The sequence below is a fragment of the Marinomonas communis genome (assembly GCF_004363305.1).
Taxonomy (GTDB): domain Bacteria; phylum Pseudomonadota; class Gammaproteobacteria; order Pseudomonadales; family Marinomonadaceae; genus Marinomonas; species Marinomonas communis.
Map to the genome: position 1 here is coordinate 435,960 of NZ_SNZA01000003.1, position 24,675 is coordinate 460,634.

Below are 24,675 nucleotides of genomic sequence, written 5' to 3' on the forward strand. Positions count from 1 at the left end.
ATGATCATGCTTCCTGAAATTGGGCATTACTTTTTGATTCTTGCCATGATGTTTGCGTTAGGCTTAGCTGTTTTGCCGATGTCGGGCTACGCTCTGCGCAATGCGATTTTACTTGCGAGCGCCAAGCCTCTGACGTATGTGATGACCGCTCTGACCTGTGCCAGTTTTGTGATCTTGGCGATCGCCTTTGCTCAAGATGATTTTTCGGTTTTATACGTCAGTCAGCACTCGAACAGTCTATTGCCAGTTTGGTATAAAATTAGCGCAGTATGGGGCGGCCACGAAGGCTCTCTATTACTTTGGATAACCATTTTGACTTTGTGGGCCTCTTGGCTGGCCGTAAAAAGTGACTCTCTGCCTAATAGCACAGGACCTGTGGTGCTGAGCGTACTGGGGATTGTGGCAACGGGGTTCTTGGCCTTTATTTTGTTTACTTCCTCACCTTTTATTCGATTACTGCCTGATCAGCCAATGGATGGTGTCGATCTAAATCCCTTACTGCAAGATATCGGTCTGATTATCCATCCGCCGATGCTTTATATGGGCTACGTTGGTTTTTCGGTTGCGTTTGCATTTGCAATTGCCGCGTTGATTACGGGTAATTTGAATGCTTCTTGGGCTCGCTGGGCACGTCCTTGGACGAATGTATCATGGGCTTTCTTAACCCTCGGTATTGCTCTGGGCAGTTGGTGGGCATATTACGAGCTTGGTTGGGGCGGTTGGTGGTTTTGGGACCCAGTAGAAAACGCATCTTTGATGCCATGGCTAGCTGGCACCGCATTGATCCACTCTTTAGCGGTGACTGAAAAGCGCGGTGTGTTCAAGAGCTGGACCGTGCTTTTGGCTATTTTCACTTTTAGTTTATCGTTGCTGGGCACATTCCTTGTTCGTTCTGGTGTTCTAACATCGGTGCATGCGTTTGCCTCAGACCCAACTCGCGGTGTTTTTATCCTTGCTCTGTTGGTGGTCATTATCGGGAGTAGTTTATTCCTGTACGCCTTAAGAGCCTCTCAAGTGAAGTCAAAAGTGAGCTTTGGCGTGACTGGTCGTGAATCATGGCTTTTGATCAATAACATATTGCTCACTATTTTAACGCTAACGGTTCTATTAGGAACGCTATACCCACTTATCTTCGATGCTTTTAATCTTGGGAGAATTTCTGTCGGCGCACCATATTTCAATGCCGTGTTTAGTCCGATTGCATTGTTGTTGATTGTATTTATGGGGATTGCACCACTATCGAAATGGCATAACACAAAGGGGGCTTTGTTATGGCGTATGGCTTGGCTGCCTGCATTATTAGCGATTGCTTTATCCGCTTTGGTGTTTACGTTCCATGAGTTTGATGCCTTTTTGTGGCTCAGCTTTGCCATTGCATTATGGCTAGTATTGATGTGTGTAAGAGATTGGTTAGACAAAGTGATCACTGATCGCCAATCATTATGGCAACGGGCATGTAAACTGCCGCGACACTATTACGGTATGCAGCTTGCCCACATTGGTGTTGCTGTCAGTCTTATTGGAGTCATCTTTGTCAGCATGAATAGTACTGAAACGATTGTCCGTATGGCGCCAGGTGATCGGGTGACAGTCGCTGACTACGATTTTGAATTTTTAGGGACGCGCCATGTCGAAGGTCCCAACTATACGGCTGATACGGGAGTGATCAACGTCTTTAAGGATGGAAAAAACATAGCACAAATGCTGCCCCAGAAACGCTTATACCAAGCTCGTCAGCAGATGATGACAGAAGCAGCACTGAACCCAGGCTTTACTCGTGATCTCTATATTTCTCTCGGTGAGCGATTAGAAGACGGTGCTTGGGGAGTTCGAATTTACGTCAAATCCTTTGTTCGCTGGATTTGGCTAGGTGGTCTACTGATGATGGCCGGTGGCTTGTTAGCCGCTTGGGACAAACGTTACCGCCGCAAGACAGGAGATTAACGTGAAGAAACTACTTTTTTTTATTCCATTTATTGCCTTTGTCGCCTTAGGTGTCGTGTTTTACCAACAGTTGGGAAAAGACACGCAGTACATGCCCTCAGCTTTGATTGGTAAGCCAATGCCGGAATTTAAGCTGATCAATATGGACACGGACGCTGTTGTGGATAATACAGCAATGCCAAATGAATCTTATTTATTGAATTTCTGGGCAACATGGTGTCCTTCATGCAGTGCTGAGCACGCTTATCTAGGGGAACTTGCCCAGCAAGGTGTCAATATTGTTGGAGTAGATTACAAAGACGAGACTCCTGCGGCTAAGAAATGGTTGGCTGAAAAAGGAAACCCATACTCCTTAGTATTGCTGGATGAAATGGGGCATTTTGGTGTGGATATGGGGATCACTGGTGCTCCTGAAACATTTGTCGTCAGTGCAGAAGGCACTGTTTTATATCGACACCAAGGTGTTGTTGATCCTGAAGTTTGGCAGACCTTAAAAGAGTACATGCAATGACACGATGTTTTTGGCTGGGACTCATAACCTTGATAGGACTGTGTGTCAGCACATCCTACGCGATGGAAGTATTGGAATTTAAATCCACAGAAGATCAGCAGCGGTTTCGTCTGTTAACCGAAGAGCTACGTTGTCCTAAGTGTCAAAATCAAAACTTGGAAGATTCCAATGCTGGTATTGCTATTGACCTGAGAAATCAGATTTACACCATGATCAATGAGGGTCAAACCAGCGAAGAGATCGTTGACTACATGGTGGCTCGGTACGGTGAATTTGTTCTCTATCGCCCAGTACATGATCAAAGTACTGCGATTTTATGGTATGGCCCATTTGCGTTGCTGTTGATTGGAGCTGTTATTTTTGTGTTAGTGATGGTGAAAAACCAACGTCGAATTAATAAGGATTCTTAATTATGACGCCTGCTTGGATCATAATGATCGCAGTCACTGTACTGTGCTTACTCTATGTTTTTCGTACAATTTTGCGTCAGCGTCAAGATGATCCGAAAGACGATGCAGGGCAGAGTTTCTTAAAAATTCGTCAACAAGAGGTCGACGAAGAGCTAGCTTCTGGACGCTTGACCGCCCATGAAGCAGCTCAGCTTCAGCAAGATGTAATAAGTGAAGCGGAATACATCCAAGAACATGGCGCGCTAGCTTTGAATAGAAAAGTGCATTGGGCGCGTGTACTGCTGGCTGCCATGGTTGCGATTATTGTCGTGGGCGCTTTTACCCTGTACGAGCGTTTGGGATTTGCTCCTGATGTACGCTTTACTCAAAAAATGCTGGATCAAAGTGCTAACGATGAGGATATCTCTACATTTCTAAACTATCGAGTAGAGCGTTATGACCGAGCTGAGGATTGGTATTATTTAGCCAGTGAGCAAGTGTTGGCTCAAGATTATCCCGCCGCGATAGCTTCTTACAGAATGGTTCTGCAAAAGTTAGATGAGGCCTCAGCCGATCGTATTAATGTCCAGGTGGAACTGGCTCAGGCTATGTTCTATGCCAATCATAATACGGTCTCTCAACCGATGCGAGAAGTGGTGGCAGAGGTGTTAGTCAGCGCTCCTAATAATGTGAAAGCCTTGGGCTTACAGGGCATTATTGATTTCGATGGAGGGCATTACCGTGATGCTATCCTGACTTGGCAAAAAGCGATACAGCTTGGCACGGATCGACAGGAACGTTTCGATTTATTGTCAGGAATAGCGGCAGCCCGTAAACAAGGTGGAATTACTGAGGAGCAGGTTCCAGCTCTAATCTCTCATCGGTTACAGTTGAAATTAGACGTTGTTCAAGGTGCAGTAAGCCCTGAAGATGTCTATCTGGTTTACGCTAGAACTCAAGGCCAAGCGATGCCTGTTGCTATTCAACGCATCTCGGCTCAAGAATTTGATGCACCGTTAGTGTTAACCAATATTGATAATTTAATGCCAGGTAAGACGCTTGCTGATGTTCCCAGTGTGGATATCGTCGTTAAGCGTGCTTCTAAGTCGGCTCAAGACTTAAGCCAAGGTGAAATAGTTGGTCAATTGCTGTCCGTTCCTAGCCGTAGTGATAAGATTTTTAAGGTCAAAGTGTCCTTATAATTGAAACCAGTCTCGCTTCGGCTGATAATACGGGTAATGTATTGATCTAAAGCGGACTTTTAATAATGGATTTTAGCTTGCGTGAGTGGCTAATTTTAATTGGCGTCATCATTATCATTGGCATTTTAGTGGATGGGTATCGTCGTTACCGTAAAACCCAGGCTGTGGCGATGGTAAGTGATGATGAAGAATACGATGACCCTGAAGAGCGTCAGCGTGAAGCGATGTTGAGACGTGAACTGCCTAATGGTGGTGCTCGTCCGGTAAGTCGCTCCGCTGAGCCTGCTGATCCGGTCATGAATGCCTTTGAAAATGCTCGAAAAACAGCGCGAGGCCCATTAACGGATTTACCTCATAAAGTGGATGCCGGACCTGAATTGGATCGCAATGATCAGTTCGAACTCGATGAGTTAGAGTCCCTTGTTCCAGAGCGTTTTGATAGCCGAGAAGAGGCTACTTCTACGCAAATGGATAAAGACTACGGTGATGTGCTTTACAGTGGCTATGACGACTTAGATGTCGGCCATGAAAGCCACAGTTCTTCTAGCGCCGCACAAGAATTGGATGAAATCGATTTAGAACGTAGTTATTCAAGTGTCGATTTAGATCAAGCCTCTCAATTAAACCCGATCTCAGAGGAAACTGTCACTGAGGATGAGGAAGCGGAAATTGAAGAGGTGATTGTGATTAACGTTTTTGCGCCTCAAGATCATTCCTTTGCGGGCATGGAGTTGCTGCAGTTAGTGCTAAATTGCGGTATGCGCTATGGCGAGATGGATATTTTTCATCGTCATGAGGAAGGTTTTGATAAGGGCAAAATTCAATTCTCCATGGCGAACGCTATCGAACCAGGCACTTTTGATCTGGATACTATGGGTGAAACAGATTGTCCTGGAGTCAGCTTCTTCATGGGGTTACCGGGACCTAAGAACAGCATGAAGGCGTTTGATTTCATGCTGGAAACAGCCCAAGCGTTGGTTCGTAACTTAGGTGGCGAGCTCCGTGATGAACGCCGAGCTCCGATGACTGAGCAAACCATTGCACATTGTCGTCAGCGTATCAAAGATTTCGAGCGTAGACAGCTCACTAAAAAAGCACGTCAATCCTAACCTATCTTCTAGACAAGGCTCCTTTGGGAGCCTTGATTCTTTTATCTGTATTTGTTCGAGAGCACTATGAGCGACAAGCAAGCCTTCACCTTGGAAGACATTCAAGCGTTAACCAAAACACTAAACGATTACAGTTACGCCTACCATGTTCAAGATGCACCTATGGTGCCTGATGCTGAGTACGATCGTTGTTATCGAGAATTGCAAAAAATGGAAGCGCTTCATCCTGAATGGGTGCAACAGGATTCGCCAACACAACGTGTCGGTGAAAAGCCTGACAATGGCTTTGCTTCCGTGGAGCACACTGTACCAATGTTGTCACTTGATAATGCCTTTGATGACGACAGTATGGTGGACTTCGATGAACGAGTGCGTAAGTTGGCTAACGCTGCTCAGATCACTTACTGTTGCGAACCAAAATTGGACGGTCTAGCGATTAGTATTCGATACGAAGATGGTCAACTGGTCAGAGGTGTGACGCGAGGCGATGGTTTGACCGGAGAAGACATTACTTCGAACATAAAAACCATTTACTCTGTGCCGCTTAAGCTGCGAACCGATAATCCTCCGCCAGTACTTGAAGTGCGTGGCGAAATCTACATGCCCAAAGCAGGTTTTGAAAAGCTCAACCAGAATGCCGCGGAAAAAGGCGAGAAGACCTTTGTAAACCCACGTAATGCGGCTGCAGGCAGCTTGCGTCAGCTAGACCCTAAAGTTACCGCTTCTCGACCATTGGTGTTATGTGCCTACAGTATTGGTTATGCGGAAGGTTGGCAGCAACCTGAAAGCCATTATGACGGTTTGTTGCAACTGGCCGAATGGGGCTTTAAGACTAACAGTCTTATGGCTCGAGTGGAGGGCGTGCAAGGTTGCCTTGATTACTACACTAAGTTGGCCTCGCAGAGAGATGAGCTAAGTTACGATATTGATGGTATTGTGTATAAAGTCGACAGTATTGCACAGCAGAAACAGCTTGGATTCGTGGCGCGAGCGCCTCGCTGGGCCATTGCTCGTAAATTTCCAGCACAAGAAGAAGTGACGCAAATCTTGGGAGTAGACTTTCAAGTTGGTCGAACGGGGGCTATAACACCGGTCGCACGTTTGCAGCCTACCTTCGTAGGTGGTGTTACCGTCTCTAATGCAACGCTCCATAATCAGGATGAAATCGAGCGTTTAGGAGTCAAGATTAATGACTGGGTCGTGATTCGTCGTGCCGGAGATGTTATCCCACAGGTAGTACAAGTCCTCGAAGAGCGCCGTCCAGACGATGCTCAAGAAGTATCCTTCCCAACCCAATGTCCTGTTTGTGACTCTGATGTTGAGCGTGTAGAGGGAGAAGCTGTGCAGCGTTGTACGGGGGGCCTAGTATGTGGTGCTCAATTAAAAGAACGTCTGAAGCACTTCGTGTCGCGTAAAGCGATGGATATTGATGGTCTTGGGGATAAGTTGATTGAACAACTGGTGGATGCCAAGCTGGTCACGACGCCAGTCGATATCTACCTATTGAAAGACAAACCAGCGCGTTTGCTTGCGATGGAGCGAATGGGCGACAAGTCTGTTGAGAAATTGCTGAATGCCATTGAGCAGTCTAAGCAAACCTTGTTTAACCGTTTCGTATACGCGTTGGGTATTCGTGAAGTCGGGGAAGCGACGGCACGTACTTTGACGCAATACTTCGGTGAATTGGACAAGTTGATGGCCGCGACGGAAGCGGATTTGATTGAAGTAGAAGATGTGGGGCCGATTGTAGCCCAGCATATTCGTATGTTCTTCGATCAAGAAGATAACGTTGCCACCGTCGAAGGTTTACTTGCGCAAGGTATCACTTGGCAAGTGGCGCAAAAAGCCGATGCAGATGAGCAACCGCTTGCAGGAAAAACCTATGTTGTAACCGGCACTCTCAGCCGATATTCACGGGATGAGGTGAAAGATACACTGATCAAACTTGGTGCTAAAGTGAGTGGCTCGGTTTCAGGGAAAACGGATTGCCTTGTCGCCGGTGAAAAAGCGGGATCTAAGCTGGCAAAAGCACAGTCTCTTAATGTGCCTGTTATGGATGAAGAAGCGCTGCATCAAATGTTGCTAGATTTGGGGGCAGTATAATTTGGACACTCTTATTCCTTTTGAGTCGTTAGCACCAGAAACCCTAGACAATGTGTTAAGTGACATTGTTTCGCGGGATGGTACTGATTATGGCGATTACGATCTGTCCCTTGATCAGAAACGAGAACAGGCACTACGAGCCTTAAAGTCTGGCGATGCGGTGCTACTGTTTGATACGGAAAGTGAAACTATACAGTTGGTGTCTAAAAGTGCGCTGCAGCAACGTTACGATTAAGACATGTTAGACCGCTAATAAAAATGGGCTTCTAGGGAGCCCATTTTTGTTTTAATAACCAGCGTAGTAAGTAATCACTCTCGGATGCAGCTTCGGATGGTGTGATCCATCTCTCGTGATGGCTCCATTTCTTTGTTGCGACCAACCACTTTGGCTGGTACACCAGCGACAGTAGTATGCGGCGCGACAGGCTCTAGTACAACACTGTTTGCGCCGACTTTAGCGCCTTCGCCAACTTCAATATTGCCAAGAATTTTGGCCCCGGCACCGATTAGTACACCTGAGCGAATTTTAGGGTGGCGATCACCGGTTTCTTTACCTGTACCCCCTAAGGTCACGGATTGAAGGATAGAAACATTGTCTTCAATCACACAGGTCTCACCGACAACGAGTCCTGATGCATGGTCCAGCATCACACCGCAGCCAATTTTTGCTGCTGGGTGGATGTCGACACCAAAGGTCATTGACATTTGGCCCTGCAAATAAAGGGCTAAGCTTTCACGTCCCTCTTTCCACAGCCAGTTCGCCACACGGTAGGTTTGTAAGGCGTGGAAGCCTTTGAAGAATAGTAATGGTGTTGTCAGGCAATCGCAGGCCGCGTCACGCTCTTTGATGGATAAAATATCCTGTGCCATACATTCGACAATCTTCGATTTAGGGTCCGCCATAGCTTCTTGAAACACTTCTCTTAGCACCATGGCTGGAATGGAAATGCTGTCCAGTTTACTGGCTAATAAGAAGCTCAGGGCTGAGCTTAGTGAGTCATGTCGAAGAATGGTTGTATTGAAATAACTTGCCAAAATGGGTTCATCTTGTGCTAGTTTTTCAGCTTCAGCTTGTAACGATGGCCACAAGTTGTCAAAGGTCACGTCAGATTGGATTGTGTTACTCAAAATCAATTTACCTACATGTTTTCGTGGCTAGAGTGTGGTTATGGGGGTAGCATCTATCAATACAAGGTTGAATGTAAACAGAATGCTCGCTTTATGGAGACACTATGAGTCAAAAAACCGTATCTGATGCGTTACATATATTTTACGAGCTTAATAGCGCTTTGTCTGATGCATATTGGGAAACAAATGACATTAACAACAAAGATTTATTTTTCTCAATGAAGTCGATGTTACAGGATGAATTAGATGAATTGCATAAACTTAGCATGCAAGACCATATTTATCCTTATGAGCCAATTAACCCAGGAGTGGCTCAATTAAGTGATAAGCTTCGAGCGATGCATCCACAAATGGCCAGCATTGTGTATCGTCCTAAAACATTTAGACGACTCGACGATTTGATTCCGAGTGCTTGCGACTTATTTGAAATCTAAGTCACAGGCTAGAGAGGAGAGGTTAAACCTCCCCTCTCTTTAGTTGTCGAATAGTAAAGCGGTTAGGGTGTAAAGCCTCGATAACGCTTTGTTCAAATGGTGCTAGCTCATCTAGAATCAAGCTGCTCAAATAGAACCCACTTAACGGGGCGCTAACTAGGCCGCGAGAACCATGACCTAGATTGACGTACAGTCCAGGGAGCAGCTCACAGTCATCCAAAGTTTGCCATTTGGCATTTTGTCTAAGCGGCGCGTATCGATCAATGAGCGTGTCCTTATTACTTAGAGGACCGACAATGGGAGCGTAATCTGCAACGGTGCAGCGCAGAGCGACTCGCCCCTTGCAGTCAGCTAAAGAAATGGCCTCTTTATCAATTGTTAACAAGCCTTGTAGCTTTTCTAAGTTATCGATATGACTTTGCTCTGAAACGGCTAGGCTATGATTGCCTAAGTCGTAAGTGGCGCCGAAGTTAATATGCCCCTCTAGTTCAGGGGAGAGATAGCCTTCAGCACACAATACACTTTTCACCTCGCTAATTTGTTGCTGGTCAGCCGCCGTTAGGTGTCTAGTAGCGATCTGCGTCACCTGGCCTCGTATGGGCTTGGTTGGCCAATCTTGCCACTCTTTAAGAGCTGATTGTTCATTAGCGGTACAAAGTACAATATGTGAGTACGAGAGGCTTTCGTTCTGATTGAACGCCAACCAATTGTCGCCTTGTTGTTCTAGGCGAGTCAGCGACGTGTTCAGTGAAACCTGTATGTTTTCGTGTCTAAGTAAGTGCTCACATACCGCTTGCGGTTTGATCCAACCAGAGAGTGGCAATTCCAGCCCTTTGGGGTGGGCTTTAACAATGCTATCTGGATAGAGCTGGCTGGCGAGAGTTTTCGCAAACTTTGCTTGCTCATTATCATCTTTTGGAAATTGCAACAAACCACATTGTTGCCACAGCTTTTGATCTAAAGGCAGGGACTGATAAAAGCGATTTGCGAATAGATAAGTACTCAAATAGAAGCGGTTTATCGGCGTATCTGATGCGCCGAGTTTGGGATAGAGCATACCTTGCGCGTTACCTGAGGCGCCGCCTGCAATTTGGTTTCCTTGTTCCCATACTTCTACCTCAACACCTTTATTAGCCAGCGCTTGGGCAGTGGTTGCGCCGGCAATGCCACTGCCAACAACCAGTACTTTGGTGACTGCTTTGGGCTGTTTCGCTCGGAACCATGGCAGCCTAGATGTTTGGATTGGGGTAGGGTGCTGGTCGCTTTCTTGGTGACTTGTGAACGTACCAACCATCATTTCACGTTTATGGCCAAACCCTTTGACCTTCTGCACATCAAAACCGTGGGCCTGTAAGCCTCTACGAACGATGCCTGCTGCAGTGAATGTTGCAAAGGTCGTGGTGTGATCGCTCAAGCGTTGAATGTTCTGAAACAGTTCTTCACTCCACATTTCAGGGTTTTTACTTGGGGCAAAGCCATCTAAAAACCAAGCGTCTACGCTTCCATCTAGTGCCTTAAAGCCGTCGCTGGCTTCGCCAAACCACAGAGTTAGTGTGGTTCTATGCTGAGGTAAGAAAAGCGTGTGCAGGCCATGACATAAAGTAGGGTAGCTCTCAATAAGAGGCTTAGCGAGCTCCGCAAGAGATGGCCACATCGCGAGTGACTGGGTCAGCTTTTCCTTATTAAGGGGAAATTTTTCCACTGAGACAAAATGTAGCCAACTGTCAGATGGGGCCTTGTCTAAGAACAGTTGCCAAGCACACAAGAAATTCAATCCTGTACCGAAGCCTGTTTCGGCAATGGTGAAGCGCTCATTCGGGCGTAGACTTGAAAAGCGATCAGCGAGCTGGTTATGTTCTAAAAACACATAGCGTGTTTCATCTAAGCCAGCGTCTTTATCAAAATAGACATCATCGAATGCACTGGATCTTGGCACACCATCGTCACCAAAATCCAGAGCGGGCAACTCAAGTTGATAACTAGTTAACACGGGTGATTTTCTCGATGGTAATCGGTGTGCTTGGAACATTTTGATAAGGGCCCATTGTGCGTGTTGGGACATTAGCAATTTGGTCGACTACATTCATGCCTGATACAACACGTCCGAAAACGGTGTACCCCGCACCACCACGAGCACCATGGTTCAAAAATCCGTTATCCACTTGGTTGATAAAGAACTGCGAGGTGGCACTGTTAGGATCACTGGTACGAGCCATAGCTAGAGTGCCGCGTAGATTGTAGAGGCCATTGTTGCCTTCGTACGCAATCGCTTTGTGGGTCTGTTTGCGACCTAGATCTTTTGTAAAACCACCGCCTTGAACCATGAAACCACGAATGACGCGATGGAAAATAACCCCTTCATAGAAGCCCTCATCAACATATTGGAGGAAATTCTTAACTGTGTTTGGAGCTGCTTGCTCATTTAGGTCGACACGAATGTTACCTAAACTTGTTTGAATATCGACCTCTGTCGCGAAGCTTGGCAGGCTCAGTGCTGACAGCACTAGACAAGTGAGTAAACTTTTTTTCATTAGAGTTTTCCTTATTGGCAATGCGCCCATAATATTAGGAGGTTCATTAAAGAACGCCAAGATGAAATTGATTTAAGAGGTCTAAACATGAGAACCGCAGTGGTTGAAATTGAATATTGCACATTATGTCGTTGGATGCTGCGAGCGGCTTGGTTATCTCAAGAACTGCTGATGACATTTGATGACGATATTAAAAGTGTCACCTTGATCCCAACCCAAGGTGGGATTTTTAAAGTTCGAGTTAATGGCGAAGAGATTTGGTGCCGTAAGTCGGAAGGAGGCTTTCCTGAAGCGAAAGTTCTAAAACAACGCATGCGTGATGTCATCGATCCTGAACGAGATTTAGGCCACTCAGATGTTAAGACTTCTGAATAGTATTTGCTTCTGCTAAACAAATAAGCGGCTTAAGGTAGCCGCTTATTTGTATGTGTCTAATGCTTCGTGCTCAGTAGGACGATTTAAAAGACTTGTTTGAATGGTTTGACGTCAACTTTGGCATAGACACCCGCTGCCACATACGGGTCGGCCTCTGCCCAAGCTTTAGCATCTTCAAGGGAGTTGAACTCTGCAATGACTACGCTGCCAGTAAATCCAGCTTCGCCAGGATCATTGGAGTCGATAGCTGGGTTAGGGCCGGCTAAGACAAGGCGTCCCTGATCACGTAAGGCTTGCAGACGCTCAAGATGAGCTGGTCGCGCAGCTAATCGATCTGCCAAGCTATTTTCTACGTCTTGTCCAACAATTGAATAAAGCATTGTTTTAGTCCTTGTTTTGCATTTGCGAAGACAAGTAAATGCCTTGCAGGATAATAAATACAATGGTCATGCCCAATAGACCAAACAGTTTGAAGTCTACCCATACGTCTTCGCTGAAGTTAAACGCTACGTATAAGTTGACCGCCCCTGATAAAATAAAAAAGCCAACCCAGGCAAGGTTGAGGGTTCGCCATGTGTTATGGGGCAACTCAATTTTATCTCCCATCATGCGTTCGATGATGTTTTTATGGCCAATGAACTGACTGCCAAAGAATGCAACGGCAAATAGCCAGTTAACAATGGTTGGCTTCCATTTGATAAAGTCGCCGTCGCCCATCAGAACCGTGGCGCCACCCAGTAATACAACCAGTGCGAGCGATACAATATGCATCTTTTCAATAGCTCGGAATTTAAGCCATGTGTAGCCTACTTGTAGAAGGGTGGCAGGTATCAGAACTGCCGTTGCGATAATGATGTCGCCAGTTGTTTTGTAGACCAAGAAAAATACAAGAATGGGTAAAAAGTCGAATAGTAATTTCATAGTTAAGCCAGTTTATGTATGCTCGAAAGATCATACCTAGCAATAGCCGGAAAAAATACCCCTTTGATGTCTGATACCCGATACCAGCGAATCGATTTACACACCCACTCAACGGCCTCTGATGGTAAGTTATCTCCCACTGAACTTGTCCAGTTGGCACATCAACAAGAAGTACAAATGCTTGCTCTGACTGATCATGACACGACAGCAGGTCTAAGTGAGGCTAAAGGTGTGGCTACGTCTTTAGGCATGACTCTTGTGAATGGATGTGAGTTATCGGTCGCATGGAAGAAAATTCCCTTACACATGGTAGCGTTAGGTTTTGATGACGACTGCTCGATTATGGCGAAATGGACCCAGCATAATCAAACCGTTAGGCTTGAAAGAGGCCGTCAGATAGCAGACTTGCTAAAGAAGAAAGGGCTACCCGATTTGTTTGATAAAGCTGTGGAAGAAGCTGGTGAAAGTCAGCTAGGTCGCCCTCATTTTGCAAAAGTAATGATACTTGAAGGGATCGTAAAAGATATGAACAAGGCTTTCGATCATTACCTTGGCAATAAAAAATTGGGACAAATTCGTGATGTTTGGCCTCAATTAGAAGAGATTATGCCAGAGCTTGCGGCCACGAATTGTGAGCTTGTTTTAGCGCATCCCAAGCGATATCCGCTGACAGTGACTAAACTTAAAGCGATCATGCAAGATTTCAAAGCGCTAGGCGGCGATGCTATCGAAGTGGCTTCAGGGAACGAAAGGCCGGATTATGTTCGCTTTTTAGAGCGATTATCTCGGGACTTCGAATTCAAAGCCTCTGCAGGCAGTGACTTTCATGGGCCCTTTGGACCGTGGACGCAAGTTGGGCGCTTTACTCAAGTACATGAACAAGAGATTTCCCCCATTTGGTATCAATGGCAGGTTTAGCCAGAGCCGCCGTGAGTTTGATGAATTCACCTCCTTTGGAGGTGCTATGGAGAGAAAAGTTTGAGCCAGTTTTTTCAGATACATCCGGAAAACCCCCAAGCACGCTTAATTAAGCAGGCAGCACAAATGATTCGTGAAGGTGCTGTGATTGCTTACCCTACGGATTGTGGTTATTCGCTAGGGTGTCACATTGGTGATAAAGCGGCATTGGAAAAAATACGTACTATTCGTCGTTTAGACGATAAGCATAACTTTACGTTGGTGTGTCGAGATCTGTCTGAGATTTCAACCTACGCGCGTTATGATAATGCGATTTATCGCTTGCTGAAACATCATACACCTGGGCCTTATACCTTCATTTTTAATGGTACATCAGAGGTACCGCGTCGATTGATGCACCCTAAGCGTAAAACCATTGGAATTCGCATTCCAGATAATAAAATCGTGCAGGCCTTGCTCGAAGAATTGGGTGAACCAATCATGAGTTCTTCATTGATTTTGCCGGGTGAAACGGACCCTATGATGGACCCTTACGATATTCGTGATACGTTGCAGCATCAATTGGATTTAGTTATTGATGGTGGTTTTTGTGGTATGCAGCCAACGACCGTTATTGCGATGGATTCAGAGTCCATTGAAGTACTTCGTGTTGGCGCGGGTGACCCAAGTCCCTTCGAGTAAAAACTGCGTAAGGTATGCTATCAACTGGTTTATGATCCGACTATAATGCGGCACAGTTAACCAGGTTAGCGTATCTGGGTTTAATTTAGATATTTAACATAACTGGGTTGCTGCGAAGCATTCCCGAAAGAGGTCGTAATGGACGAAAAATTACAGAAAGTGTTGGCGAGAGCAGGTGTGGGATCTCGTCGTGAGATGGAAAACCGTATTCGTGAAGGTCGTGTAGTAGTTAATGGTAACGTTGCTACGCTTGGCGATCGAGTGCGCCCGGATGATCTGATCGAACTTGATGGTATTGAAGTAAAAACCACAGCTTCTAGTGAAGTTGAGCGTCGAGTGATTATTTACAACAAGCCTGAAGGTGAAGTCTGTACTCGTAAAGACCCAGAGGGTCGACCAACCGTTTTTGATCGTTTACCAAAACTTAGAGGCAGCCGTTGGATTGCCGTTGGCCGTTTGGATATTAATACTTCCGGTCTGTTGTTGTTCACCACTGATGGTGAGCTAGCAAACCGTTTAATGCACCCATCTACAGAGATAGATCGAGAGTATCTGGTTCGTGTCATGGGTAATGTAACGGAAGAGCATGTTGAGAACTTAAAGAAAGGCGTGCTGTTAGAAGATGGCATGGCTCAGTTCACAGACATTGTTGATGGTGGTGGTGAAGGTATCAACCATTGGTTCTACGTGTGTCTGATGGAAGGCCGTAACCGTGAGGTGCGTCGACTGTGGGAATCCCAAGGGGTTAAAGTAAACCGCTTGAAACGTGTTCGTTTTGGTCCAGTGTTCTTACCTTCGAAAGCTAAGGTTGGTCGCTGGGTAGAAATGGACGATACGGATGTGCAGTCCTTGTGTGAAGTTGTCGGATTGGAACATAAAGTATCGGGTCCAAAGAGTCAGCAAGAGAAACACGATCGACGTCGCCAAAGTGGTGCCCGAGTATCTGGCAGTGTGGCAAAAACAAAACGACGCGACAAAGGGTTTGATTGGCAGGCTTCTGAAAAACAGCAAGAATTCAAACCACGCCGTCCAGGACGTCGTTCATTTAGATAGAAGAGGATTTTAGGCTATGAGCATGGTGCGATGGATATTAGTAGTTGTCATTGCAATGCTAATTGGATTTTTTGTCTATGTAGACATGAATAATGGGGTGCCAGATCACCTAGGTGTGAATGACGGACTGTTGGCACCGTGCCCTGATATGCCTAATTGTGTATCTTCTCAAGCTTTACCCGAAGATGAACAGCATTTCGTAGAACCGATCATTTACCGAACCAGTGTCAAACAGGCGCAGTTAAATGTTGAACAGGCATTGCTAAACGCTGGTAATGCTCGGATTATCAGTAGTCGCTTAGGATATACGCACTTCGAGATTTCTAGTGACTTCTTCGGTTTTAAAGACGACTTAGAAATTTACTTCCCTGAAGCGGACAGTGTGATGCACGTGCGATCTGCTTCTAGGGTTGGTTATGATGATCTTGATGTCAACCGAGAACGTGTTAGACAAATTCGAGATCTTCTAGTAGATTGATCCTGAAGGCTTTCTTAATTATCAAATGGACGAGGATAGAATATGAGCGCGAATGAACCCCAATCAATTTTGATTGTTGAAGACGATGAGCGCCTCGCCACGTTGACCCAAGAATACTTACAAAAAAATGGCTTCAATGTTGATATTGAACCGGACGGTCGTAATGCGATTTCTCGTATTGTTGAAGAGCAGCCGTCATTGGTTATTCTTGATTTGATGCTGCCAGGTGCGGATGGTTTTACGGTATGTCGTAGTGTACGTAATGACTACCATGGACCGATTCTAATGCTTACTGCACGCAGCGACGATGTCGATCAGATTCTTGGTTTAGAAATTGGTGCTGACGATTATGTGTCCAAACCCGCTAAACCACGCGTTTTACTAGCGAGAGTCCAATCGCTATTGCGCCGCAGTACGCAAGATATTGATCTGGCGGCTGCTCCAGCAGAAGCAGAGCAAAACCTTGAATTTGGTAGCTTAGTGATCGATAACTCTCGCCGTGAAGCATGGCGTGAGGGAGAAGAGATCGAGCTAACCAGTGCAGAGTTTGATCTACTGTGGTTACTCGCTAGCAACTCTGGCCGAATCCTTAGCCGTGAAGAGATTTTTAGTGAACTGCGTGGTATTGAATACGATGGTCAAGACCGCTCGGTTGACGTACGTATTTCTAGAATTCGTTCAAAAATTGGCGATGATCCGATCCATCCTCGCCGAATCAAGACGATTCGTAGTAAAGGCTACCTGTTTGTAAAAGAGGTATAGTCTCCATGCGAAGTGATATGTGGCGCCTCTATCGGCATGTTTTGATTGGGGGCGTGCTCATATCGCTTGTGTGCTTTGCCGTCATAGAATGGCTGCAGAAAAACTACCATCAACGTCATCTTTCTCAGCAACTACTTGCTGATGTCGAACTTACGGCCCAGTTGTATCGGATGAACAACTCGGTTTTACCTACCCTAAGCACTGCATCATTTTACACTTGGAAGCCACTTGGTTCTGTCTCCGATAGCCCTGATCTTAGATTTGAGCAAACATTAGAGGAGGGGGCTGGTTATGCTTCGGTTTATGATGGTGACTCTTTAATTTTAGCTGGTGAGCTTCAATGGCAGAGGTTGCAAAGTGTTCAGCCGTTACTACAGCGGTTTTTGTTATCTGACTTAGCGCTTGCTGAAAAGTTACAGTTATTGAATGGGCTTTCAAATATCGTTGTTACGCAAATTCAAGCGCCTGTATGGCGGGCAGGGGAAGTTAGCTATTCTCAAGCACCTGATCAAGATGCTGCGTTTATCTGGCAGCCTGATGCTTCGGACAAGGCTTGGCGAGTAGAAGTGCTACAAAAATCATCCCTCTCTATTGGTGTGACGGTCTTACTGTTCATTGTACTATCGATTTCAGCATTGCTAGTCTTAGTCTGGATTGAATTCTTAGGGCTTGATCGCAAACGCCTTCATTTTGAAACAGTCACACGTCAAATTGCTCGTGGTAGAGGGACTTTGCCGCAAGGTGTGGTAGACAGCTCTGGCACATTGAAAGAGCTGGCCTATTCATTTGATTCTATGTCAACTCATATCCAGCGTTTGCTCAAAGTGCAGCGTGAAATGATTAACGCCATCTCTCACGAACTTAGAACTCCTATTGCGCGCTTACGGTTTGGACTTGAAGTATTAAAGGATGATGTCACAGAAGAGCTTGAGCATTCTATTTCAGCACTTGAATACGATGTGGAAGAGCTGAATACACTGGTCGACGAAGTTCTCACTTATGGCAAGTTAGAAGAAGGCACCCTAGCGTTAAATTTCGAGCGAGCGAGTATTCGACAAATTTTAGAAGGGATTGTTGAGCACAATCACGCCTTACTTCAAAAATACGATGTGCAAGTCACCGTAAATGGCGATGAGTGGGTGAACGCTGATGCTCATCACCTGCATAGAGCGCTGCAGAATCTTATTTTGAATGCTTCGAAGTATGCAAATTCAACCATAGCGATTACCTTCACCGAAGACGAAGAGCGTTGGCAGGTTGACATAGAAGACGATGGTCGTGGTATCCCTGAAGAAGATCGAGATAAGGTGTTTATACCGTTTCAGAGATTGGATAATTCCCGCACTCGAGCGTCAGGTGGTTACGGCTTAGGCTTGGCCATTGTTCAACGTATCGCTTTTTGGCATGGTGGTGCGGTGTTGATCGAGGGGAGTGAGCTTGGTGGAGCTAAGTTTAGCTTTATTTGGTCTCGAAGCCAGCACCAAAACAGCCTAGGTTAGGTGTGTGGTGCTGGCATAAAACGGTGCTAGAGATCTGGAGACAGTATGCCACGCAGGTTCTTAAAGCATGTTTTGGAGGCGGTGCTGATCAGATCATCCATGTAGGCGTTTTCACGCTGATCCTTGCGAATTGCCAAATACAATTTACACCATACACCTTCTTCGCCCAGTGATTTTGTGATCGCGTATTGGCGATTGGTGTACTCTGTTAAAGCCCAATTCGGCAGACAACAAATTCCTCGACCACTGGCAACTAGTTGCATCATCATTAGCGTCAGCTCGCTGTGGCGTATTTTTGCAGGGGCGATACCAGCAGGACTTAAGAAGTGTTTGAAAATGTCCAAGCGCTCTGATTCAACTGGATAGGTGATGAGGGTCTCATTCTTGAAGTCTTCAGGAACGAGATAGTCCTTTTTAGCGAGCGGATGGTGTCGCGATAAGGCCACCTGCGACTCGTATTGAAATAGCGGTATGTACTCGATATTTGGTAAATCTTGAGGGTCAGAGGTGACCACTAGATCCAAATCGCCGCGCGCCAATGCGGGTAATGGCATAAAGCTAAATGCGGTGGATAGGTCGAGTTCGACATCAGGCCAATGCTCTCGGAAATGATCAATAGTTGGCATGAGCCACTCAAAGCAACTGTGGCACTCTATCGCAATGTGTAGGCGGCCACTTTCACCTTCTGCATAGCGCTGAATATCTCGCTGTGCTGAACGAAACGCCATTAAAACATCATCAGCAAGTTGCAGTAAGCGCAGACCTGCGCTGGTGAAGCGAACGGGTTTCGTTTTTCGAATGAAAAGAGGGCAACCTAGCTTTTCTTCTAGGTCTTTAAGTTGGTGTGACAGTGCAGACTGGGTTAGATGTACTCGCTCAGCCGCCTCAACTAGGCTTCCTGTGTCTCTCAGTGCGGTAAGGGTCTTAAGATGCCTAACTTCAATAATGCTCATAATAATCTCGAGTTTTTGAGTTTTATTCAGCTCATAACGTATAAAAAAGGCTCGTGCCAGATACCTCTAACTACGAGCCTTACGAGATTGTCTTAGTTACAGATCAAAAATTCAAGTAAAGCTTTTTGAGCGTGCAAACGGTTTTCCGCTTCGTCCCAGACAACAGAGTCAGGATGGTCGATGACTTCACTGGTCACTTCTTCGCCGCGGTGTGCTGGTAAGCAGTGCATAAATAAAGCGTCAGCTGCCGCAAGCGCCATCAACTTTTGGTTTACTTGGAAACCGTCGAAGTCACGTAGACGCTGCTCTTGCTCGTCTTCTTGCCCCATAGAAGCGAACACATCCGTTACCACAAGATTTGCCCCTGTGACGGCTTCTTGGACGTTGTGCGTTACTGTCACGCAGTGCTGGTTCTCTGAAAGGATCTGCTCATTTGGCTCATAGCCTTTCGGGCAAGCAACCACAAGGTTGAAGCCAAGCATGTCTGCTGCATTCATGTATGAGTGGCACATGTTGTTGCCATCACCAACCCAAACGACTTTTTTGCCTTCAATCGATCCGCGGTGCTCTAGGTAAGTTTGCATGTCTGCAAGCAATTGGCATGGATGATAATCATCCGTTAATGCGTTAATGACCGGAACACTGGAGTTGGCCGCAAACGTTTCTACCATGGCATGATCAAAGGTACGTATCATGACGGCATCCACCATGCTTGAAATGACGCGAGCGCTGTCTTCAACAGGTTCACCACGACCTAGTTGTGTGTCACGAGGTGATAGGAATAGAGCGTGTCCACCAAATTGCGCCATACCTGCTTCAAAAGATACTCGGGTTCGTGTGGATGACTTCTCGAAAATCATCGCAAGAACTTTGTTCTTCATTGGTTCGTATAGCGTGCCTTCACGGTGCATTTTTTTAAGTTCAGTGGCACGTGAAAGTAGTTGCTTTAGCTCGTCAGACGATAGGTCTTTCAGAGTCAAAAAATGTCTCGGCGACACGATATTGCTCCTGTCAAAATTCAACCAATAATATAAAGAATCAGCCAATTTAATACACAGGTCGCCTGTAGTAAAGAGGAGGTCGCCTGTATTAAAGAAGCTTTGGGTGAAACACAGGCATTCATCATGTGTTTTGATAAGGGGAGGGTTGTAAAAAAAATTAACATCCCCATACTTCTCTAAAAATACACCCTTCACGTCGTTCTTTGACGAGCGACCGAATTATGAGGTTTACCGATCGTGAGCAACACTATTGATACAATCAAAGAACAGATTAATAACAACCCTATTTTGCTTTACATGAAAGGCACACCACGTATGCCTCAGTGTGGCTTTTCTGCGCAAACTGTTCAAGCGCTGATGGCTTGTGGCGAACGTTTTGCTTTCGTAAACATTTTAGAAAACCCAGATATCCGTGCTGAGTTACCTAAATACGCTAACTGGCCAACCTTTCCACAACTTTGGGTGAAAGGCGAGTTGATTGGCGGATGTGATATTGTCGTTGAGATGGCTCAAAATGGCGAGCTACAAACATTGATTACTGAAGCTGCTGGAGAGCAAGAAGGCGAGTAAGCATTCTTGCTTGGTTTATACTGAGCACGCTTCGGGTTTAATAAAATACCTCATGAAGTCTTCTTCATGAGGTATTTTTATTTTCATTCTTCGTAAAGTTCTAAGGGTAGGCCGTCGGGGTCTTGGAAAAATGTGAAGCGCTTGCCCGTTATTTCATCTAGGCGAATAGCTTCAACAGGGATGCTCTGTTTCTTTAAATAATCAACAGTTTCATCCAACTTTGATGTTTTAAAAGCAAGGTGCCTAAGTCCTTGGGCTTCAGGGAAAGAAGGTCTTTCAGGAGCGCCTGGAAACGAAAACAGTTCAATTTGTGTGTGGTCATCAACGGCCAAGTCTAATTTGTACGAATCACGCTCCTTTCGATAAGTTTCGTGAAGCACCTTAAAACCCAGCAGCTGATGGTAGAAGGTTTTCGAACGCTGATAATCAGAGCAAATGATTGCAATATGGTGCACACCACTAACCGAAAAACTCATCGTTTCTATTGTCCATAGCTTTGGGTTTTTAGTTCATTGGCAAGTTCGATGACTTGCTTTCTGAACCAGATGTGGCTGGCATCATGATGCAACAAAGGGCTCCAGATCATTTTTAGCTCAATAGGTGGAATAGCAAATGGTGGATCTAAGATAACGAAATCTGGGTTGTTACGGTTGATCAAGGCAACTTTTCTCGGCAGCGTCGCAATCAGATCTTGTTCAAGAGCTAAGTGCATGGCCGTATGGTAGCTACGGGTAAACACACGAATGCTGCGCTTGCGTCCCTGTCTTTGCAGAGCCTCGTCAACCCATCCTAGTTTCTGAACATCCGTTGGATCCATGCCAACCCCTACCCCAAAACCTGTTTTACTTACCCAAATATGTTGCGCTTCAAGGTACGTTTCTAAAGTAAAGTTTTGAGCAATGGGATTATCGGCCGCCATCATGCAGACAAATGTATCTAGCCAAACGCTTTTTTCATGAAAGGATTGTGGTAACTCTTCGAAGCGGTTAATCGCCATATCAATCTTGCCTGCTTCCACGTCATGGAAGGTGACATCGCTTGGCGTCATGATATCGATGGTAATGCCTGGAGCGTTTTCTCGTAATCGGTTAAGTAGCCTTGGTATGACCGTGGATGCGGCATAGTCACTCGCCATGATTCGAAAAACTCTGGTAGATGTTTTCTCATTAAAGTCAGCTTCAGGCTGGAGAGCTTCTTCGAGCTCTAGTAGTACCTTTCTGACAATCGGTTGTAAGCGTATGGCCTTTTCTGTTGGCTTCATACCTTCGCTTGTACGCACTAGCAATGGATCGTTCAGAAGGTCTCTTAGTCTTTTTAAGCCATTACTCATGGCGGGTTGAGTAATATTTAACTTGTTTGCAGAACGAGTTACGTTGCACTCTCGAAGTAATACATCCAAGTAAATGAGCAAATTGAGGTCGATCTTATTTATATTCATGCTTCTTATGTGCGCTATAAGCGTAATAACTAGATGAGAATAATTGTATTGCTCCGAAAGGAAAGTACAAGCTTTTTGCTTGTTGAAAGTAAGAATGCAAAATGCGCCTCGCTCAATAGATGATGAAAGAGAGCGAGGCTTGTGAATTACTGTTTTATTGTGAGTTCTCGTTGGAATGTACCGACTGGGGACTGTAATTGCCTCAAGTTTTCCAGTGTGGTGTCTGCGATGTGTCGAAGTGCAATGTCAGTGAAATAGCCTTGATGACCAGTAACAACGACATTTGGGAAAGTAAGAAGGAGCTGGAATACGCTGTCATAAATAATGTGGTCGGACATGTCTTCGAAGAAGAACTTGCCTTCTTGCTCATAAACATCAAGCCCTAGAAATCCTATTTTTCCACTGTAGAGCCCATCAATGGCTTCTTGTGCATTCACTAAAGCGCCCCGACTGGTATTAATGATCATCACGCCATCTTTCATTTTCTCAAGGCTGCTTTTGTTGATTAAATGGTGTGTTGACGCATTTAAAGGGCAATGAAGGCTGATGATATCGCTTTGTGCATAGAGTGATTCTAGGTCTAAGTATTCTGCGCCAAGCTCTAGGAGCCGTTGGTTTTGTGTTAAATCGTAGCAAATGACGCGACAGCCAAACCCCATCATAATTCGGCAGAACGCCTCACCAATGCGTCCAGTTCCTATGCAACCGACGGTTTTTCCTTCTAGGTTGAAGCCCATTAATCCCTCAAGAGCAAAATTGCCTTCTTTTACTCTATGGTAAGCGCGATGAATTTTACGGTTTAGCGTCAAAATAAGCGCGACGGCATGTTCCGCAACAGAGGTAGGGCTGTAGTCTGGGACATGGAATACGGGCATGGATAACGCCTTGGCGCAGTACAAATCAACGTTATTGTAGCCTGCGCAGCGTAACGCGATGGCCTTGATACCTTTAGCCGATAACTGTTCTAGCACTTCTCGACTTAAATCATCATTCACAAAGCAGGATACCGCATCGTATCCCTGTACGAGGGACACTGTTTCGGTACTTAGGCGGCTTTCAAAAAACACAAGCTCTAGATCTGTCGCATCTTTCGTTGCGGCCTCTAGGGTGCGTTTGTCGTAAGGTTTACAGGAGAAAACAGCAACTTTCATAAGGCCCTCCTAGGAGCATGTGTTGTTTGTAATATAGAGTGCAAAATCACACATGGTGAGTTGTAATGATCTGCTTGTTGACTTACCTCAAACAGTGCACTTATGTCTCCATAAGTTCTAATTTTATAAAGTTACAAAAAAAGCTGTGAAGTCGTTGACCTGGTCGGTAAAACAATCTTACAATCGAGATGTTTAAATAATTGGCGCTATTTATGTACAGTGTCCCTTGCGGCCAAATACGGATTGTCCTGTTTTGTCATAAGTAATACCGAGTTCTTTAAGCAATGCCCGCTGTAGCAATGCAGCATTAATAAAACTTATTTCAAACAGGAATATCATTATGTCAGACGTAGTTACTGGTACAGTTAAATTTTTCAACGAAACTAAAGGTTTTGGTTTCATCACTCAAGAGTCTGGTCCAGACGTATTCGTTCACTTCTCTGCGATCGACGTTGCTGGCTTCAAAACTCTTGCAGAAGGTCAAAAAGTTGAGTTCCAAGTAGCTCAAGGTAAAAAAGGCCCAGAAGCTCAAAACGTTAAACCTCTATAATTTTAGACGGTATCGTTTCTCGAAAGGCAGCTGATTCAGCTGCCTTTTTTGTTGTTTCCTCGTTCTCTTTTATTTCCCTCTTTCGTGTTTTTGAGTCTCGCTTAGGTCTACGAAAATATTGCAGCAGCACTGCCTGCTAGCGTCATAACGAATAAAAACCATTTTAAGTGGGCTGGATTGGCATTAATGGCAAAGCGAACTGCAACCATTGAACCTATCATCGTGCCTATCGCAAGAATAAGCCCCTGCTGCCACCACACTTGGTCGTTCCAGATAAATACAATCAGTGCTAAGAGCGTGAAGGATAGGGTGCATACCATTTTTAAAGCATTCGTTGTGACAAGGTCATAACGCAACGTTCCGGCAAGCGCTGCAATCAGCACGAAGCCGACACCAGCTTGTACGAAGCCACCATAAACCCCAGCGAGAAATAACGCATACCATGCGCTTGGTTTCTCTGAGACGCTATAAGGTTGAGTGCCTTCTGGAACAATTACCACACTTGGCTTAATTAGCATAATGAGGGTCATACTGATCATGGCAATTAACAGCAGGGGCTTAAGATAAGCTTCGGGGGAATAAGAGGCCATAATGCCACCGATAAGCCCTCCAAGAAGAGTAGGGGCAAGTACGGGAATAATATCTGAGCGTTTTACTTTTCCTGCTTTATGAAAGCCTTTTACGCCGACCACGCCTTGCATGAATACAGCTACTCGGTTTGTGGCATTAGCAATGTCAGCAGGCATACCCATGACCATTAAAGCTGGAAGCGTTAAGTTTGAACCGCCTCCAGCTAGGGTATTAATAATACCAGCCAAAAAACCTGTGCCGATTAAAAGTGCAATATACGTTGCAGTTAATTCCAAAATGCTTCCCTCATATTTTTATATTTGTTTTTCAAATCGGGCGGAGTATCGCATGCAGCTTAATAAGCATGCAAAAACAAAAGAGGATAGCCAGGTGGATCGACGGTT

At 45.4% G+C, this 24,675-nt stretch carries 28 protein-coding genes; 17 read left to right on the forward strand and 11 right to left on the reverse strand.

The window, feature by feature from the left end; genetic code table 11:
• Positions 1-6 precede the first annotated feature (6 nt).
• The 7 genes from C8D85_RS11105 to C8D85_RS11135 all read left to right on the forward strand — a co-directional run bounded on the left by C8D85_RS11105 (position 7) and on the right by C8D85_RS11135 (position 7,493).
• Complete coding sequence (locus C8D85_RS11105) at positions 7-1,944, forward strand: heme lyase CcmF/NrfE family subunit (protein WP_133562889.1); 1,938 nt, start codon at positions 7-9, stop codon at positions 1,942-1,944.
• Position 1,945: 1 nt separating this feature from the next.
• On the forward strand, positions 1,946-2,455 hold the full coding sequence (locus C8D85_RS11110) for a DsbE family thiol:disulfide interchange protein (protein ID WP_133562646.1): 510 nt from the start codon (positions 1,946-1,948) through the stop codon (positions 2,453-2,455).
• The gene (locus C8D85_RS11115; RefSeq protein ID WP_133562648.1) at positions 2,452-2,865 is read left to right on the forward strand and encodes a cytochrome c-type biogenesis protein; all 414 of its coding nucleotides are present in this window, start codon (positions 2,452-2,454) and stop codon (positions 2,863-2,865) included. The genes C8D85_RS11110 and C8D85_RS11115 overlap by 4 nt, the downstream gene beginning before the upstream one ends.
• 2 nt (positions 2,866-2,867) lie before the next feature.
• Entirely contained in the window at positions 2,868-4,046 is a 1,179-nt protein-coding gene (ccmI, locus tag C8D85_RS11120) for a c-type cytochrome biogenesis protein CcmI (RefSeq protein WP_133562650.1), read from the forward strand.
• A 65-nt stretch (positions 4,047-4,111) separates the two neighbouring features.
• Positions 4,112-5,155, forward strand: a complete 1,044-nt coding sequence (gene zipA / locus C8D85_RS11125) for a cell division protein ZipA (protein WP_133562652.1) — start codon at positions 4,112-4,114, stop codon at positions 5,153-5,155.
• Positions 5,156-5,221: 66 nt separating this feature from the next.
• Entirely contained in the window at positions 5,222-7,258 is a 2,037-nt protein-coding gene (gene ligA / locus C8D85_RS11130) for an NAD-dependent DNA ligase LigA (protein WP_133562654.1), read from the forward strand.
• 1 nt (position 7,259) lies between these two features.
• Positions 7,260-7,493: a YheU family protein gene (locus C8D85_RS11135; RefSeq protein ID WP_133562656.1), complete on the forward strand. Its 234-nt coding sequence runs from the start codon at positions 7,260-7,262 to the stop codon at positions 7,491-7,493.
• Positions 7,494-7,567: 74 nt separating this feature from the next.
• On the opposite strand, the gene cysE is transcribed toward C8D85_RS11135, so the two are convergent.
• Positions 7,568-8,386 (reverse strand): serine O-acetyltransferase, encoded by an 819-nt coding sequence (gene cysE, locus C8D85_RS11140; RefSeq protein WP_410174236.1) that lies wholly within the window; start codon positions 8,384-8,386, stop codon positions 7,568-7,570.
• A 104-nt stretch (positions 8,387-8,490) separates the two neighbouring features.
• On the opposite strand from cysE, the gene C8D85_RS11145 reads away from it, so the two are divergent.
• On the forward strand, positions 8,491-8,820 hold the full coding sequence (locus tag C8D85_RS11145) for a hypothetical protein (RefSeq protein WP_133562657.1): 330 nt from the start codon (positions 8,491-8,493) through the stop codon (positions 8,818-8,820).
• Positions 8,821-8,842: 22 nt separating this feature from the next.
• Here the strand turns inward: C8D85_RS11145 and mnmC are convergent, their stop codons facing one another.
• Positions 8,843-10,810 (reverse strand): bifunctional tRNA (5-methylaminomethyl-2-thiouridine)(34)-methyltransferase MnmC2/FAD-dependent 5-carboxymethylaminomethyl-2-thiouridine(34) oxidoreductase MnmC1, encoded by a 1,968-nt coding sequence (gene mnmC, locus C8D85_RS11150; protein WP_133562658.1) that lies wholly within the window; start codon positions 10,808-10,810, stop codon positions 8,843-8,845.
• Positions 10,800-11,351, reverse strand: coding sequence for a peptidylprolyl isomerase (locus C8D85_RS11155; RefSeq protein ID WP_133562659.1), 552 nt, complete (start codon positions 11,349-11,351; stop codon positions 10,800-10,802). Before C8D85_RS11155 ends, mnmC begins: the two co-directional genes overlap by 11 nt.
• An 87-nt stretch (positions 11,352-11,438) precedes the next feature.
• Here C8D85_RS11155 and C8D85_RS11160 point away from each other — a divergent pair, with 87 nt between their 5' ends.
• Positions 11,439-11,726, forward strand: coding sequence for an Rdx family protein (locus C8D85_RS11160; RefSeq protein ID WP_133562661.1), 288 nt, complete (start codon positions 11,439-11,441; stop codon positions 11,724-11,726).
• Between the two features lie 83 nt (positions 11,727-11,809).
• Here C8D85_RS11160 and C8D85_RS11165 read toward each other — a convergent pair whose 3' ends face one another.
• The gene (locus C8D85_RS11165; protein ID WP_133562664.1) at positions 11,810-12,106 is read right to left on the reverse strand and encodes a YciI family protein; all 297 of its coding nucleotides are present in this window, start codon (positions 12,104-12,106) and stop codon (positions 11,810-11,812) included.
• 4 nt (positions 12,107-12,110) lie between these two features.
• On the reverse strand, positions 12,111-12,647 hold the full coding sequence (locus C8D85_RS11170) for a septation protein A (RefSeq protein ID WP_133562666.1): 537 nt from the start codon (positions 12,645-12,647) through the stop codon (positions 12,111-12,113).
• An 18-nt stretch (positions 12,648-12,665) separates the two neighbouring features.
• Here C8D85_RS11170 and C8D85_RS11175 point away from each other — a divergent pair, with 18 nt between their 5' ends.
• The 6 genes from C8D85_RS11175 (at position 12,666) to C8D85_RS11200 (ending at position 18,038) form a co-directional block, all read left to right on the forward strand.
• Positions 12,666-13,565, forward strand: coding sequence for a PHP domain-containing protein (locus C8D85_RS11175; RefSeq protein WP_244937001.1), 900 nt, complete (start codon positions 12,666-12,668; stop codon positions 13,563-13,565).
• Positions 13,566-13,625: 60 nt separating this feature from the next.
• Positions 13,626-14,246 (forward strand): L-threonylcarbamoyladenylate synthase, encoded by a 621-nt coding sequence (locus C8D85_RS11180; RefSeq protein WP_133562670.1) that lies wholly within the window; start codon positions 13,626-13,628, stop codon positions 14,244-14,246.
• 138 nt (positions 14,247-14,384) lie between these two features.
• On the forward strand, positions 14,385-15,299 hold the full coding sequence (gene rluB / locus C8D85_RS11185; RefSeq protein ID WP_133562672.1) for a 23S rRNA pseudouridine(2605) synthase RluB: 915 nt from the start codon (positions 14,385-14,387) through the stop codon (positions 15,297-15,299).
• Between the two features lie 16 nt (positions 15,300-15,315).
• Complete coding sequence (locus C8D85_RS11190; RefSeq protein WP_133562673.1) at positions 15,316-15,777, forward strand: DUF1499 domain-containing protein; 462 nt, start codon at positions 15,316-15,318, stop codon at positions 15,775-15,777.
• 42 nt (positions 15,778-15,819) lie between these two features.
• Positions 15,820-16,539 carry a response regulator gene (locus C8D85_RS11195; protein ID WP_133562674.1) on the forward strand — a complete coding sequence of 240 codons (720 nt, stop codon included), beginning with the start codon at positions 15,820-15,822 and terminating at the stop codon, positions 16,537-16,539.
• 5 nt (positions 16,540-16,544) lie between these two features.
• A complete protein-coding gene (locus C8D85_RS11200; RefSeq protein ID WP_133562675.1) occupies positions 16,545-18,038 on the forward strand; it encodes an ATP-binding protein in 1,494 nt (497 codons plus the stop codon).
• Between the two features lie 26 nt (positions 18,039-18,064).
• Here the strand turns inward: C8D85_RS11200 and C8D85_RS11205 are convergent, their stop codons facing one another.
• Together C8D85_RS11205 and argF are read right to left on the reverse strand one after the other, a co-directional pair.
• Positions 18,065-18,991 (reverse strand): LysR family transcriptional regulator, encoded by a 927-nt coding sequence (locus tag C8D85_RS11205; RefSeq protein ID WP_266099527.1) that lies wholly within the window; start codon positions 18,989-18,991, stop codon positions 18,065-18,067.
• A 92-nt stretch (positions 18,992-19,083) separates the two neighbouring features.
• A complete protein-coding gene (gene argF, locus C8D85_RS11210; protein WP_133562676.1) occupies positions 19,084-19,989 on the reverse strand; it encodes an ornithine carbamoyltransferase in 906 nt (301 codons plus the stop codon).
• 240 nt (positions 19,990-20,229) lie between these two features.
• On the opposite strand from argF, the gene grxD reads away from it, so the two are divergent.
• A complete protein-coding gene (gene grxD, locus C8D85_RS11215) occupies positions 20,230-20,562 on the forward strand; it encodes a Grx4 family monothiol glutaredoxin (RefSeq protein WP_133562677.1) in 333 nt (110 codons plus the stop codon).
• A gap of 83 nt (positions 20,563-20,645) precedes the next feature.
• Here grxD and gloA2 read toward each other — a convergent pair whose 3' ends face one another.
• The 3 genes from gloA2 to C8D85_RS11230 form a co-directional block, all read right to left on the reverse strand.
• Positions 20,646-21,038 carry an SMU1112c/YaeR family gloxylase I-like metalloprotein gene (gene gloA2, locus C8D85_RS11220; RefSeq protein ID WP_133562678.1) on the reverse strand — a complete coding sequence of 131 codons (393 nt, stop codon included), beginning with the start codon at positions 21,036-21,038 and terminating at the stop codon, positions 20,646-20,648.
• Positions 21,039-21,043: 5 nt separating this feature from the next.
• Positions 21,044-22,000, reverse strand: coding sequence for a LysR family transcriptional regulator (locus tag C8D85_RS11225; RefSeq protein WP_133562679.1), 957 nt, complete (start codon positions 21,998-22,000; stop codon positions 21,044-21,046).
• Positions 22,001-22,146: 146 nt separating this feature from the next.
• Positions 22,147-23,151 (reverse strand): 2-hydroxyacid dehydrogenase, encoded by a 1,005-nt coding sequence (locus C8D85_RS11230; protein WP_133562680.1) that lies wholly within the window; start codon positions 23,149-23,151, stop codon positions 22,147-22,149.
• 340 nt (positions 23,152-23,491) lie between these two features.
• On the opposite strand from C8D85_RS11230, the gene C8D85_RS11235 reads away from it, so the two are divergent.
• Positions 23,492-23,701, forward strand: a complete 210-nt coding sequence (locus C8D85_RS11235) for a cold-shock protein (protein ID WP_115468518.1) — start codon at positions 23,492-23,494, stop codon at positions 23,699-23,701.
• A gap of 107 nt (positions 23,702-23,808) precedes the next feature.
• Here C8D85_RS11235 and C8D85_RS11240 read toward each other — a convergent pair whose 3' ends face one another.
• Positions 23,809-24,567: a sulfite exporter TauE/SafE family protein gene (locus tag C8D85_RS11240; protein WP_133562682.1), complete on the reverse strand. Its 759-nt coding sequence runs from the start codon at positions 24,565-24,567 to the stop codon at positions 23,809-23,811.
• Between the last annotated feature and the right edge of the window lie 108 nt (positions 24,568-24,675).

Coding starts and splice junctions, on each gene's coding strand:
- C8D85_RS11105 (WP_133562889.1), top strand. CDS start 7: ATGCTTCCTGAAATTGGGCATTACTTTTTGATTCTTGCCATGATGTTT.
- C8D85_RS11115 (WP_133562648.1), top strand. CDS start 2,452: ATGACACGATGTTTTTGGCTGGGACTCATAACCTTGATAGGACTGTGT.
- ccmI (WP_133562650.1), top strand. CDS start 2,868: ATGACGCCTGCTTGGATCATAATGATCGCAGTCACTGTACTGTGCTTA.
- zipA (WP_133562652.1), top strand. CDS start 4,112: ATGGATTTTAGCTTGCGTGAGTGGCTAATTTTAATTGGCGTCATCATT.
- ligA (WP_133562654.1), top strand. CDS start 5,222: ATGAGCGACAAGCAAGCCTTCACCTTGGAAGACATTCAAGCGTTAACC.
- C8D85_RS11145 (WP_133562657.1), top strand. CDS start 8,491: ATGAGTCAAAAAACCGTATCTGATGCGTTACATATATTTTACGAGCTT.
- C8D85_RS11155 (WP_133562659.1), bottom strand. CDS start 11,351: ATGAAAAAAAGTTTACTCACTTGTCTAGTGCTGTCAGCACTGAGCCTG.
- C8D85_RS11160 (WP_133562661.1), top strand. CDS start 11,439: ATGAGAACCGCAGTGGTTGAAATTGAATATTGCACATTATGTCGTTGG.
- C8D85_RS11165 (WP_133562664.1), bottom strand. CDS start 12,106: ATGCTTTATTCAATTGTTGGACAAGACGTAGAAAATAGCTTGGCAGAT.
- C8D85_RS11170 (WP_133562666.1), bottom strand. CDS start 12,647: ATGAAATTACTATTCGACTTTTTACCCATTCTTGTATTTTTCTTGGTC.
- C8D85_RS11175 (WP_244937001.1), top strand. CDS start 12,666: ATGCTCGAAAGATCATACCTAGCAATAGCCGGAAAAAATACCCCTTTG.
- rluB (WP_133562672.1), top strand. CDS start 14,385: ATGGACGAAAAATTACAGAAAGTGTTGGCGAGAGCAGGTGTGGGATCT.
- C8D85_RS11190 (WP_133562673.1), top strand. CDS start 15,316: ATGAGCATGGTGCGATGGATATTAGTAGTTGTCATTGCAATGCTAATT.
- C8D85_RS11195 (WP_133562674.1), top strand. CDS start 15,820: ATGAGCGCGAATGAACCCCAATCAATTTTGATTGTTGAAGACGATGAG.
- C8D85_RS11200 (WP_133562675.1), top strand. CDS start 16,545: ATGCGAAGTGATATGTGGCGCCTCTATCGGCATGTTTTGATTGGGGGC.
- C8D85_RS11205 (WP_266099527.1), bottom strand. CDS start 18,991: ATGAGCATTATTGAAGTTAGGCATCTTAAGACCCTTACCGCACTGAGA.
- gloA2 (WP_133562678.1), bottom strand. CDS start 21,038: ATGAGTTTTTCGGTTAGTGGTGTGCACCATATTGCAATCATTTGCTCT.
- C8D85_RS11225 (WP_133562679.1), bottom strand. CDS start 22,000: ATGAATATAAATAAGATCGACCTCAATTTGCTCATTTACTTGGATGTA.
- C8D85_RS11230 (WP_133562680.1), bottom strand. CDS start 23,151: ATGAAAGTTGCTGTTTTCTCCTGTAAACCTTACGACAAACGCACCCTA.
- C8D85_RS11235 (WP_115468518.1), top strand. CDS start 23,492: ATGTCAGACGTAGTTACTGGTACAGTTAAATTTTTCAACGAAACTAAA.